This is a genomic window from Bradyrhizobium iriomotense (genome assembly GCF_030160715.1).
In the GTDB taxonomy this organism is placed as follows: Bacteria; Pseudomonadota; Alphaproteobacteria; order Rhizobiales; family Xanthobacteraceae; genus Bradyrhizobium; species Bradyrhizobium iriomotense.
In genome coordinates, this window is the sequence record NZ_BSOW01000060.1 from 16,154 (window position 1) to 29,204 (window position 13,051).

Sequence of the window (13,051 nt, forward strand, 5' to 3'; positions counted from 1 at the left end):
GATGAGCGCGTACAGGCTGCGCATGGCCGCGCTGCTTGGCTGCATGTCGATCTTGGTACTGACCGACCGCGCCTGCCCGCAGACCGTCTTGCCGAGCGGTGGCAAGGTCACCTCAGGCCAGGCCACCATCGGGGCGCCCTCGGGCAACGGGTTGACCATCAATCAAACGTCCTCGAAAGCGGTGATCGACTGGAACAGTTTTTCCGTCGGCGCCGGCGGCTCCGTCAACTTCGTCCAGCCCGATGCCAATTCGGCCGTTCTCAATCGCGTCACCGGCACAATGTCGTCGACGATCGCCGGCAAGATCAGCGCCAACGGCCAGGTGTTCCTGATCAATCCGAATGGCATCGCCATCACGCCGACCGGGTCGGTCCAGGTCGGCGGCGGCTTCGTCGCCTCGACGCTCGACATCGATAACGCTGACTTCAACGCGGGTCGCTTCAATTTCGTCGGCAAGGGCGCATCTGCGGCCATCAGCAATGCCGGCAGCATCTCCGGAGCTTCGGGATCCTTCGTGGGCCTGATCGGTGGCTCGGTATCGAACAGCGGCACCATCGACGTCCCGCTTGGCAAGGTCGGTCTCGCCTCGGGAGAAAGGGTGACGCTCAATCCGACCGGCGACGGCTTTCTTCAGGTCGCGGTGCCGACCAATGCGGTGACTGCCGATGGTAAGGCCCTGATCGAGGTCGCAGGTCGCATCAAGGCGGCCGGGGGCAGTATCGCAATCAAGGCCGCCACCGCGCAGCAGGCCATGCGCGATGTCGTCAACATCTCAGGCTCGCTGAATGCACGTACTGTCAAGGGGCGGCGCGGCAGCATCCTTCTCGATGGAGGCGACGGCGGCGGGGTGGTTGTGTCCGGCAAGCTGTCGGCAAATGGCGCCGGCAACAATTCCGGCGGCAGTATTGTGGTCACCGGCAGCAAGGTGGCGCTGACGTCGACCGCGAAAGTTGCCGCAAACGGCGCAGCCGGCGGCCTTGTGTTGATCGGAGGCGATTTCCGCGGTGGCGCCGATCCCGCGGCGAAGCTTGTGGCGATGCCGGTGCGAACCGCGGCCAGCACGTCGATCGCGCAAGGCGCGACGATCTCGGCCGCCGGAACGTCCGGACGCGGCGGCAATGTGGTGGTCTGGTCCGACACGCTGACGGACTTCCGCGGTTCGATCATTGCAACAGGAGCGGGTTCCGGCGACGGCGGCGCCGTGGAAGTCTCGAGCCATGGCGTGCTTGGATTCGCGGGAACAGCCGACGTGACCGCAACGCTCGGCAAGACCGGCACGCTGCTGCTCGATCCCTACAACGTGACGATCTCGTCGGGCAGCGATACCAATATCACGAACAGCAGCAACACTTTCACGCCGACCGGCAACAGCTCCATTCTTTCGGTCACCACGCTGCAAAATGCACTGGCGACGGCCAACGTCACGGTGACCACCGGCAGTTCAGGCTCGCAGAGCGGCGATATCACGGTCGCCAACGCGGTTACCTGGAGCAGTGGCCACTCGCTCACGCTGTCTTCGGCGCGCGACATTCTCGTCAACGCCAACATGACGACCAATGGCGGCGCGCTCAACCTGAATGCGGGCCGCGGCGTCACCGTGACCAATGCGACCATCAACACGTCCGGCGGCAGTCTGGCGGTGACCGGCAGTACCACCGACGGTACCACGGGCATCACGCTCAACGGCGCCACGATCAACGTTGGGGCCGGCACGGCCACGTTGACGGGCACGGCAACCAGCGGCAAGGGCGTTTTATTCACCACCGCCGCCAATACGCTCGCGGCGAGTGGTGCGGGCTCGATCACCATCAATGGGAATTCAAGCACGAGCGTCACCAATTATGGCGTGGCGATCAATACCAATCTCACCACCTCCGGTTCGGTTTCGATTTCCGGTACGAACACGGGCTCCGCGTCACAGGCGTACGGGCTGTTCGTCAACGGCGGCAACACGATCACCGACAGTTCGGGCAACCTGACCCTGAGCGGCACGTCCACGTCGGCCAACGGCGTCTGGTTCAATTCCGCGACGACCACGCTGACCAATTCGGGTTCGGGCACGCTGGCGCTCAACGGTAACGGCGCTAGCCTGAACGGAATCCGGATGAACACCAGTACGGGCCTGACCACGTCAGGGACGGTTACGATATCGGGCAGCTCGACCAGCGGCTCGGGATTTTCCGCCAAGGGCAGCAACACGCTAACGGTGTCGAGCGGAAATCTGACCATCAACGGCTCGACCGGTTCGGGATCCACCGGCATCGATCTGTCCTCGAGCGGCAACACGATCACGAACAACGGCAGTGGAACGTTGAAGCTCAACGGGACGGGCGGCACCAACCTGGCTGCGACCATCACGTCGTCATCAGGCGATCTGGTGATCAGCGACACCAGTGCGGTTACGCAATCGGGAGGAACGATCACCGCGGGCAAACTGCTGCTGTCAGGCGCCGGAAACTTCTCGCTCGGCCAAGCCAATCTGGTCGGCACGCTCGCAGCAAGCGGCGTGGGTTCGCTGTCCTTTGTAAACAATCAGAGTCTGACCATCGGAACCGTTCAGGGGACCGCGGGAATTTCAGCGGCGGCGGCAGCAACCGTCGCGATAACGACCACCAGCTCCGGCGACATCACCGTCGCCAACGCAATCAGCGGGAGCAGCGGCAACTCGGTGAGTTTGACTGCGGCGCGAGATGTCCTCGTCAATGCCGGCATGACGACCAACGGTGGAACCCTGGCCCTCAATGCGGGCCGCGCCGTCAGCATCGCCAATGCGACCATTTCAACGTCTGGCGGCAGCCTCACCGCGAGCGGTACGACGACCGACGCAACTGTGGCCGTCACGCTGAACGGCGTCACGATCAATGTCGGCAGCGGGACGGCCACCTTGAGTGGAACGAGCACATCGTCCGGCTCCGGCGTGCGGTTCGCGGGCACGGCCAGTGCCTTGAGCGCGAATGGCGGCGGCTCGATCACCGTCAATGGCCAATCCGGCAGCGCCGCTGGCGTGAAAATCGACGCAGGTCTGACGACGTCCGGGACACTCTCGATGACGGGTACGTCGACGACCGGAACCGGGGTGCAGTTCGGGGCGGCGACATTCAATGTCTCGAGCGGCAATGTCACGGTCCATGGGATATCCAGCGCGACCACCGGCTCAGGATCAACCATCGGAACGCGCTTTGCCGACGCGACAGTGGTCAATTCGGGAAGCGGGACTCTCGCAATCCTGGGAACGTCGAACGACACCGGCACCGTCAATTCCGGCAGCGCGGGAGTGCTCTGGAGCGGGACGAACTCGCTCACCAATTCCGGTGGAGGCAGCCTTTCGGTCAGCGGAACAAATACGTCGGGCTATGGTGCCGAAGTGAAGACGTCCGGGACGTTGAACACATCGGGCACGATGTCGATCTCGGGGGCATCGACCGCGGGTTATGGACTGTTCCTCGCCACGGCCTCGGCCGTGACGGCGTCGACCGGAAACCTGACCCTGTCGGGCAGCTCAAGCTCAAGCATCGCATTGAGGCTTCGCGGCACCTCGATCACGAACAGTGGTACGGGCACGCTGGCTCTCAGCGCATCGGGCAATACGGACCTCAACGAGTCGATATCCTCAACAAGCGGGCCGCTCAGCTTTTCAGAAAGCGGAGCCCTGACGCAATCGAGCGGCACGATCTCGGCGACCGAGCTGCTGCTCTCCGGGTCGAACGGGACCTTCAGCCTCACTGCCACGGGCAACAGCATCGGTACCCTTGCGGCAAATGTTGGCAGCTTGGCGGTGACCGACGGTTCGTCGCTCATAATCGGAACAGTCGCTGGAACATCCGGCGTTACCGCGACGGGCGCTGCGACCCTTCAATCGGCGGGCGATCTTACGCTCGCGTCCGGTGCGTCTGTCCGCGCGGTCAGCCCGGTGCTCTCCGCCGCCGGTGCATTCATCAACAACGCGGGTAGCGGTGCCGTGACTGCCACGTCGGGCAACTGGCTGATCTATTCGAGTGCGCCCGGCACAGATACGTTTGGGGGGCTCGACAGCGGCAACACCGCCATATGGCACGCAACCTATGCGACGCTGCCGCCTGCCAGCGTCACCGCCTCGGGCAATCGTTACCTGTTTGCCTACCAGCCGACGCTGACCTTCAGCTCGGCGAGCACGAGCAAGACCTATGGCGCCGACGCGACATCGGCGGTTGCTTCGAGCTACACCGTGTCCGGCTATCAAAGCGGCGTCAGCAACGCCTTCCTCGCGGATACCGCGGCTTCGGCCTTCACGGGAAGTCCATCGGTGACATCGACCGGATCGGTCGCGACCGCCACCGTTGCAGCGGGCCCTTACGCCATATCCGCCACTCAGGGAACGCTCACCGCGACCTCGGGCTACGCCCTTAGCTTCAGCAGTCCAGGCGTTCTGACAGTCAATCCGGCGCCGGTAACGGTGACGGCGCTCGGCGGCTCCTCGACTTACGGCGCCTCGCCGTCCAATCCCGGTCTGTCGGCGACGGGCTTGCAGAACGGCGAAAGCATCGGCGCGCTGACGGGCCTTTCCAACTCGTTCGGCATCACCAATGCGACGAACGCGGGCAGCCATACGCTGAGCGTCGCCGGCACGTTGACCAACGGCAACTACACCCTCGCCGGCACCAATAGCGGCAGCTGGATCGTCAATCCGGCGCCGGTGACGGTGACGGCGCTCGGCGGCTCCTCGACTTACGGCGCCTCGCCGTCCAATCCCGGCCTGTCGGCGACGGGCTTGCAGAACGGCGAAAGCGTCGGCGTGCTGACGGGCCTCTCCAACTCGTTCGGCATCACCAATGCGACGAACGCGGGCAGCTATACGCTGAGCGTCGCCGGCACGTTGACCAACGGCAACTACACGCTCGCCGGTACCAACAGCGGCAGCTGGATCGTCAATCCTGCGCCGGTGACCGTGACGGCGCTCGGCGGGCTCTCGGCCTACGGCAGCACGCCAGCCAATCCTGGCCTGTCTGCGACGGGTTTGCAGAACGGCGAAAGCATCGGCGTGCTCACGGGCCTCTCCAACTCGTTCGGCATCACCGCTTCGACCGCGCAGGGCAACTACACGATGAGTGTCGCCGGAACGCTGAGCAATCCGAACTATACGCTGGTCGGCACCGTCAACGGGACCTGGTCGGTGATTGCTTCGCCCCCGCTACCACCGCTCCCATCGGGCGGAAGTCTGGCGGCCTGGCTGTCGAAGCCTGCACCGAGCCTGGAGATCGGCAGATCACCCGCGTGTATCGCATACTATGATGCATCCTGTTACGAGGGCGCGATGCAGCCGAACGAACTGCGCACAACCAGGTTGCGGTCGTCCTTGCAGTGATCCCGAGATTCCTGGCCCGCTCGGATTCCCTCAGAGCTACGCGCCAGCCTCCGTCATCCCCACCGCCCACAGTGCGAACGCATAGACGATCGCGACTTCGTCGAGGCGGTCGAAGCGCCCCGACGCGCCGCCATGGCCGGCACCCATGTTGGTGCGGAGCAGGACAGGGCCGCCGCCGCTCATGGTCGCGCGCAGGCGTGCGATCCACTTCGCCGGCTCCCAATAGGTGACGCGCGGATCGGTCAAGCCGCCCATTGCGAGGATCGCCGGATAGTCCTTTGCCGCGACGTTGTCGTAGGGCGAGTAGGACAGGATGGTGCGAAAATCCTTTTCGCTCTCGATCGGGTTGCCCCATTCCGGCCATTCCGGCGGCGTCAGCGGCAGCGTGTCGTCGAGCATGGTGTTGAGCACGTCGACGAACGGCACTTCGGCGACGATCCCTGTGAACAGCTCGCCGGCGCGGTTTGCGACCGCGCCCATCAGCATGCCGCCCGCTGAGCCGCCATGGCCGACGATGCGTTTGGCGCTCGTGTACTTCGCCGCGATCAGTGCGCGTGCGCTCGCGGCGAAATCGTCGAACGTGTTGGTCTTCTTCTCGCGCTTGCCGTCGAGATACCAGCCCCAGCCCTTGTCGGCGCCGCCGCGGATATGGGCGATGGCGTAGACGAAGCCGCGGTCGACCAGCGACAGGCGGTTGGCGTTAAAGGACGCCGGCATCGCCGCGCCATAGGAGCCGTAGCCGTAGAGCAGCAGCGGCGCCGCGCCGTCGAGCTTCAGGCCGCGGCGATAGAGGATCGAGACCGGCACCTCCGCGCCGTCAGGCGCCTTCGCCATGATGCGGGTGGTGACGTAGTCGGCCGCATCGTGGCCGGAAGGAATCTCCTGGCGCTTGCGAAGCACGCGCGAGCGCTTCGCCATGTCGTAGTCGTAGACCTCCGACGGCGTCGTCATCGACGAATAGGAGAAGCGCAGATTCGTCGTCTCGAATTCGTAGGAGCCCATCGTATCAAGCGAATAGGCGGCTTCGTCGAACGCGATGGCGTGCTCTTCGTTCGAAGAGAGGTCGCGGATCACGATCGCCGGCAGCGCATTGGCACGCTCCAGCCGCACCAGATGGCCGGCATAGAGGTCGAGGTCGATAATGTAGATGCCCGGACGATACGGGATCAGGTCACGCCAGTTCGCCCGTTCGGGCGAGGCGAGCGGCGCGGTGACGATCTTGAAGTCGATGGCGTCATCGGCATTGGTGAGGAGGAAGAGCTCGACGCCGCGATCGGCGAGCGAATATTGCACGCCCTCTTCGCGTGCCGCGACCAGGCGCGGCGGTGCATCCGGATTGGCGAGGTCGATCAGCTGCTGCTCGGAGGTTTCGTGGTCGCCGCCGGCGATCACGCAAAAGCGCCCGCTGGTGCTCTCGTGCAGATGGGTGAACCAGCCGGAGTCCTGCTCCTCATAGATCAGGATGTCGTCGGCCTGCTTGGTGCCGAGCCGGTGCCGCCACACCTGCATCGGGCGGTGATTGTCGTCGAGCTTCACATAGAAGAAGCTCTTGGCGTCCTTGCTCCAGACTACGCCGCCGTCGGTCTCCTCGACGAGGTCGTCGAGATCCGCCCCGGTCGCCCAATCGCGCACGCGGATCGAAAAATATTCCGAGCCCTTGGTGTCGGCGGTCCAGGCCTGCAGCTTGTGGTCGGGCGAATGCCGGCTGCCGCCGAACCTGAAATATTTGTGGTCCTTTGCGAGCGCATCGCCGTCGAGCACGATATGGCTGTCGCCGCCATTGCGCGGCATGCGGCCGAACAGCTCATGCTGTCCGCCTTCGCGAAACTTGCGGAAGTAGGCGAACGGGCCGTCCGGCGAGGGTACGCTGGAATCGTCTTCCTTGATCCGCCCGCGCATCTCGCGCACCAGCGTCTTCTGCAAGGGCGCCGTGTGGCCGAGCAGGCTCTCGGTGTAGGTGTTCTCTTCGTCGAGAAATTCGCGGATATCGGGGTCAAGCACCTGGGGATCGCGCAGCACCTCCTGCCATTTCGCATCTTTCAGCCAGGCATAGTCGTCGTTCACGGTGATGCCATGCAGCGTGAACGAATGCGGCCGGCGCGGGGCGACGGGTGGCTTGGTGGGGCTGGAGGTTTTGGTCAAGTCGATCCTCGTGTGCGAGTCCGGGACGGGTCTCGCCCCTATATCAGATCGAATGTGGGGGATTTAAAGGAGCTCTCTCGTGTCCCGGACGCGTCGCGGCACGCAGTGACGCGACGCAGAGCCGGGACCCATTGCAGCCGCATAGGCCCCGGCCCAGCAGCGCACCACTGCGTGCTGCGCTGCATCCGGGGCGCGATCCCGCTCCGTTACGCCTCGACCTGCTCGCCGAGATACGAAACCGCCGCCTCGAGGCCGCCCTTGCCGTGCGGGATCTTCAGCGCGTTGAGGCCGACCTCGATCACGCCGAGCGTGCCGAGCAGCATCGGCGCGTTGACGTGGCCCATATGGGCGATGCGGAAGGCCTGGCCGGAGAGCTCGCCGATGCCGGTGCCGAGCACCACGCCGCACTTGTCCTTGCAATAGCGTTGCAGCACCGCGGGATCATGACCGTTGCCCACGGTTACGGTCGTCACCGTGTTGGAGCGCTCGCTGTTCTCCAGGACGTTGAAGCCGAGCACCTGTCCCTCCGACCACACCGCGACCGCGCGGCGCGCGGCTTCGCCGAGCAGGCTATGCCGACGGAATGCGTTCTGAAGGCCTTCCTCGTGCAGGAGGTCGATCGCCTGGCGCAGCGCGAACAGCAGATGCACCGGCGCGGTGCCGGCATATTTGCGATAATTCTCGGTGCCTTCGCGCTCGCTCCAGCTCCAATAGGGCGTCGACATGTTGGCCTTCTTGTGCGCCTCGAGCGCGCGATCATTCGCGGCGACGAAGCCGAGGCCGGGCGGCGTCATCAGGCCCTTCTGCGAGCCGGACATCGCGACGTCGATGCCCCATTTGTCCATCTCGAACGGCATGCAGCCGAGCGAGGCCACGGTGTCGACCATGTACAGCGCCGGATGGCCGCTCGCCTTGATCGCCTTGCCAATCGCCTCGATGTCGTTCTGCACGCCCGAGGCGGTGTCGACCTGCACGACGACGACGGCCTTGATCTTGTGCTCCTTGTCACGGCGCAGGCGCTCCTCGACCTCGTGCGGCCGCACCGCGCGGCGCCAGTCGCCCCTGAGCACCTCGACCTCGGCGCCCATCAGCGCGGCAGCATTGCCCCAGCCGACCGCGAAGCGGCCGCTTTCGAGCACCAGCAGCTTGTCGCCGCGCGACAGCACGTTGCTCAGCACGGCTTCCCAGGCGCCGTGGCCGTTGGCGATGTAGATGTAGGACTTGCCCTTGGTCGCGAACAATTTCGAGAGGTCGCTGATCAGGCTCTCGGTCAGATCGGCCATCTGCTTGGAGTAGATGTCGATCGCCGGACGATGCATCGCCCGCAGCACCTCGTCGGGCATCGTGGTGGGCCCGGGGATGGCCAGAAATTCCCGGCCCGCGCGAACGGTCATTGTTGTTCTTCCTATGTGATGGAGACTGTCTGGAGGATCATTGAACAACGCTTTTACGCGCCGCTGGGCCCCAAGAAAAGCACGTAAAACGCAGGATAATCATGCAAGAAGCCGACCGTCCGGACATGGCTATCGCCGCGTCTCGCGGCATCCGGCGGCTTCGGCTTCCTCGACCGAGCAGAACCAGCGGGTGCCCTTGCTGATCTTCATCTTGATCTGCGTGTACCAGCGGCTGGTCGGCTGGTGAAAGATGCATTCGCCGGCGCTATTCACATTGCCCTTGATGGTGCAATCCGGCGAAGGCGCGACGGCGCCCGATGCCGAGGCGAGCAGGATCGCATGCGCCCCTTCGGGCGGCTTGGTAGCGCCGAGAATCGGCGTCTTCTTGTTGCGCACACGCCAGTCCCACGGTGCGATGAAGGCGCCCTGCCACATGCCGGCCTTGGCTTCGCGCGCGACCGCTTCATCGGCTTCATAATCGCGAGAGATGCGGGTGAAGGCCAGCGCCCAGCCATTCCGCACCAGCCATTTCTGGATGTCCTCGCCGTCGACCTCGCAGCGCGCCACGGTGCGGCCGCGCCGGTCGATCGACCTCGCATGGCAGACCCAGTTCTTGCCCTCGGCGTATTTGGCGAGCTCCTCGCGTGCCGCCACGCCGCAGGTCCAGCGCTCGCCCTTGGTGTTGAGGCAGAGCTGGTCGGTCGACGGCGCGTCGATGCCACCGAGGCGGATACGGGTGTTGCCGACCTGAAGCGTATCGCCGTCGCGGACCTTTGCCGTGCCGGTGATGTCGGCGGCCTGCGCCAGCGACGGCAAGGCGAGGAGGACGATCAAGCTCAAGAATTTGCGCAACATGCAGATCCGCGTGTGTGAAAATCCCGATAAGCCCAGCAATTGTGGTCGGCTTTTGGCCGCCCGGCCAGCGCCTGCCCAACGAATAGGCTTTCAACTTCCCGTCATCGGCGCGGGGTCGACTTGTAGGGTGAGTTAGCCGAAGGCGTAACCCACCACGCCGCGGTGGAAGAAGTGGTGGGTTACGCTTCGCTAACGCACCCTACGCTCACCCCCGCCCCGCCATCACCTTCCGCGCCACCGCCAGCCCCATCAGCACGAAGGCCGACGTCACCTCCGGCCCGCCGACCAAAATCCGCGTCGGAGTCTTCATCTTGTTCCACTCATAGGCGCGGAACGGGCCGCGACGGCCCCCTTCGCCGAGGGCTCTGACGATGCAGTTCAGCGCCGGCGCGAAGGTTTTGGGATCGGCGCCGAGATGGCCGAGCGCGATCAGGGCGAGCGCCGCGTCGAATGCGTTCATCTCGGCGACGAGCATCTCGCCCTGGACATAGCCGAGCACGCGGGCGCGGATGAAATCGAAGGTGCCGTCGGGATCGATCGCGGCCTGGGCGGCGAGCGGAAGCGACAGGAAGGCGGCATAGCAGCGGCCGAAATAGGCGCTGTAGAGCTCGGGCAGATAGTAGACGTGCGAGCGCGGATTGGCGAAGGCGCCGCTCGCCGCCAGCCGCTTCTGGAAGGCGATGATGCGATGCACGGTGGCGAGCCGCGCCGGCGTCTCCAAGATTTTCCAGCGCGCAAGGTTGCGGAAGGACACTTCGAGGATATCGAGGTTCAGCGTCGGATCGAGATCGTTGCCGTAGGGCCGCTCGCCGGCGAGGTTGTCGATCCAGGTGGCGACGCCGCCTTCGTAATCGATGTTGTCGTTGAGCGGCACGGTGACGCGTGGCTCGTTGACGCCCTCGCGCACCTGGTAGCCGGCATAGAAGTCGAGCAGCGGCTGGGCCAGGATCGGATCCTCGCTGCCGGCCTGCGTCGCGGCCGAGAACGAGCACGCCGTGGTGTCGCAGTCCGGCACGTAGACGCCGAAGCCGAGGTCCTGCTTGATCTGCGCGAAGAAGCGGGAGAAGCGCGGATGCGGCGATGGCGCCAGCGCGGTGATGACGTCGAAGCGCCTGCCGTCCGCGCCCATCACCTCCTCGCGGCTGATGTTGATGCAGAAGTCGACCATGTCGGCGATCGCGGTCTTCGCGGCGGTGGCCTCAGCGGGCGAGGCGAGGCCGGTCTCGCCATAGGCGAGCAGCGCCTCGATGAAGAAGGCGTCGTAATAGGCCGAGCGGTGGCGGATCTGCACCGGCTCCCACATCGGCTCGGCGATGCCCCTCCATGGCGGATTGATGATGGCGCGTGCGCTCGAGCGCGCGATGAAGACGCGCGCCAGGTTGAACAGCAGCGAGGAGTTCTTGTAGCCGCGCGAGTTCAGGCCGGTCAGCGCCATGATCAGCTCGCGCCCGCGCAGATCCGGGTCGCCGATCAGGTTGAACGCGGCATAGGTCGGCAGGAAGCCGTTTTGGCGGTAGCTGCGCAGCAGATGATGTGCGCAGTCGCGGATCACGTTGTCGATCTCCGCCAGCGCCGGCGCCGCATCGTTGAACGGGGTCGGCGGCGGCTTGGGATGGTCGAGTGCGATGGTGTCGAGGAGGTCGGCGACCGGGCGACCGACGGCCTCCCAGTCGGGCTCGGCATCGTCACGGGCCCGGGTCAGTGCCGCGCGCAGCCGGGTGAGCCTCGCCTCATCGCGCAGGTCGGGCAGGCCGGCGCGGCGGAGCAGCGCCCGCAAGGCCGGATTGCCGAGCGCGGTCTTGTAGAATTTTGCCAGATGCGGATCGCCGGTGGCCGGGCCCGCCAGCACGGGATCGCAGACGTCGTAAAGCGAGGGGCCATCCTTCTGTGCCGTCAGGGCGCGGAAGGCGTGACCGGCGAAATAATGAAAGCTCATGAATTACCTGGTCGCGCGGGGCCTTGCCGGGGTTCACGGCACGCCATCCCGGCAGCGCCCCATGTCCCCACAAGTGGTTGAAAAGTGTCACGAATTCGCAGGGAACACAAATGTGACCGATATCACAGAAAAACCCGGCACGAGAACTGCCTGAGCAATGCCGAAAAGGGGGCCGAATGATGAAAAAAATCCCGCGTGGGATGCCACAGATTAATCATTATATTCAGTGGTTTAGCTAAAAAGAAGGGCAATCTATTGCCCCGGGGGCGATATCCGGTTAAGGGTTTGTTTGGTGCGGCGCCGCAAATTGCGCGCAATTCGGGGGACACTCCCCCCGGCCAATCCCTCAAACCTAAAGACGCCATCGCGCTACTCAAACAAGTACGCGCGTCGCGATGGCTCCTGACAGGAATGAACCGAGATGAATGTAAGGCAGCTCGACATTTCCCGACGCACCATTGCGGTCGCCGCCGCCCTGATCGGCACGGTGTCGCTGGCGATCGGCGCCCACGCTGCCCTGAACATGCGCGCCCTCGATGCCGCCAAGGCGGTTTCAACCGCTGAGGTCACCGGTTCGGTCGGCCACGCTTCGCGCCTGGCCCTCGTCATCGGCAATGGTCATTATCCCGACGCCAATGCGCCGCTGTCGCAGTCGATCAACGACGCGCGCGCGCTGTCGTCCTCGCTGCGCAAAGGCGGCTTCGACGTCGACATGGTGGAGGACGCCAGCAAGGACGACATGGTCCGCGCCGTCAGCCGCCTGAAGTCGAAGATCACGCGCGATTCCGTCGTCATGCTGTTCTTCGGCGGCTACGGTGTGCAGGCCGGTCGTGAGAGCTACATGCTGCCGGTCGATGCCGTGATCTGGAAGGAAAGCGATGTCCGCCGCCACGGCGTCTCGATCGAGAGCGTGCTTGAGATGATGAAGGAGCAGGGCGCCAAGGCCAAGCTCGTCGTCGTCGATGCCTCGCGCCGCAACCCCTATGAGCGCCGCTTCCGCTCCTATAGCCACGGGCTGGCGCCAATCAGCGCGCCCGACAACGCGCTGATCCTCTCCTCCGCTTCGCCCGGCAAGGTCGCCGACGACGGCAAGGGCGAGCACAGCGTGCTGGTCAGCGAACTCCTGAACAACCTCAATGCGCAGGGCAGCGCCGAAAGCGTCTTCAACAAGACCCGCGTCGCGATCTCCCGCGCGAGCGAAGGTGACCAGGTCCCGACGGTGTCGTCTTCGCTCCTGGAAGACGTCCAGTTCGACCAGGCCGGCGGTTAATCTAGCGCCGCATTTTGTAGCAACCATAAGAACGTGTGATCGCCCGTACTGGTCTAGCGTGACACCGTGCTCGCGGCCGTCAAGGACGGCCTGGCAGCTGCGGAGGACGGGAT

The 13,051-nt window shown here is 64.8% G+C and carries 6 protein-coding genes; 2 read left to right on the forward strand and 4 right to left on the reverse strand.

The window, feature by feature from the left end:
• The first annotated feature begins 1 nt into the window (after nucleotide 1).
• A complete protein-coding gene (locus QQL28_RS43620; RefSeq protein ID WP_284275852.1) occupies nucleotides 2-5,341 on the forward strand; it encodes a beta strand repeat-containing protein in 5,340 nt (1,779 codons plus the stop codon).
• 36 nt (nucleotides 5,342-5,377) lie between these two features.
• Here QQL28_RS43620 and QQL28_RS43625 read toward each other — a convergent pair whose 3' ends face one another.
• From QQL28_RS43625 to QQL28_RS43640, 4 genes are all read right to left on the reverse strand, one after another.
• On the reverse strand, nucleotides 5,378-7,483 hold the full coding sequence (locus QQL28_RS43625; RefSeq protein WP_284275854.1) for a S9 family peptidase: 2,106 nt from the start codon (nucleotides 7,481-7,483) through the stop codon (nucleotides 5,378-5,380).
• 206 nt (nucleotides 7,484-7,689) lie between these two features.
• On the reverse strand, nucleotides 7,690-8,877 hold the full coding sequence (locus QQL28_RS43630; protein ID WP_284275856.1) for a pyridoxal-phosphate-dependent aminotransferase family protein: 1,188 nt from the start codon (nucleotides 8,875-8,877) through the stop codon (nucleotides 7,690-7,692).
• Between the two features lie 129 nt (nucleotides 8,878-9,006).
• Nucleotides 9,007-9,732 (reverse strand): thermonuclease family protein, encoded by a 726-nt coding sequence (locus tag QQL28_RS43635; RefSeq protein ID WP_284275857.1) that lies wholly within the window; start codon nucleotides 9,730-9,732, stop codon nucleotides 9,007-9,009.
• Between the two features lie 205 nt (nucleotides 9,733-9,937).
• Complete coding sequence (locus tag QQL28_RS43640) at nucleotides 9,938-11,668, reverse strand: hypothetical protein (protein WP_284275858.1); 1,731 nt, start codon at nucleotides 11,666-11,668, stop codon at nucleotides 9,938-9,940.
• A 421-nt stretch (nucleotides 11,669-12,089) separates the two neighbouring features.
• Between QQL28_RS43640 and QQL28_RS43645 the strand changes: the two genes are divergently transcribed.
• Complete coding sequence (locus QQL28_RS43645) at nucleotides 12,090-12,938, forward strand: caspase family protein (protein WP_284275859.1); 849 nt, start codon at nucleotides 12,090-12,092, stop codon at nucleotides 12,936-12,938.
• The last annotated feature ends 113 nt before the right edge of the window (nucleotides 12,939-13,051 follow it).

Bases quoted from the DNA above. Each gene is read 5' to 3' on its own strand.
- QQL28_RS43630 (WP_284275856.1), bottom strand. From the start codon at position 8,877: ATGACCGTTCGCGCGGGCCGGGAATTTCTGGCCATCCCCGGGCCCACC.
- QQL28_RS43645 (WP_284275859.1), top strand. From the start codon at position 12,090: ATGAATGTAAGGCAGCTCGACATTTCCCGACGCACCATTGCGGTCGCC.
- QQL28_RS43635 (WP_284275857.1), bottom strand. From the start codon at position 9,732: ATGTTGCGCAAATTCTTGAGCTTGATCGTCCTCCTCGCCTTGCCGTCG.
- QQL28_RS43620 (WP_284275852.1), top strand. From the start codon at position 2: ATGAGCGCGTACAGGCTGCGCATGGCCGCGCTGCTTGGCTGCATGTCG.
- QQL28_RS43640 (WP_284275858.1), bottom strand. From the start codon at position 11,668: ATGAGCTTTCATTATTTCGCCGGTCACGCCTTCCGCGCCCTGACGGCA.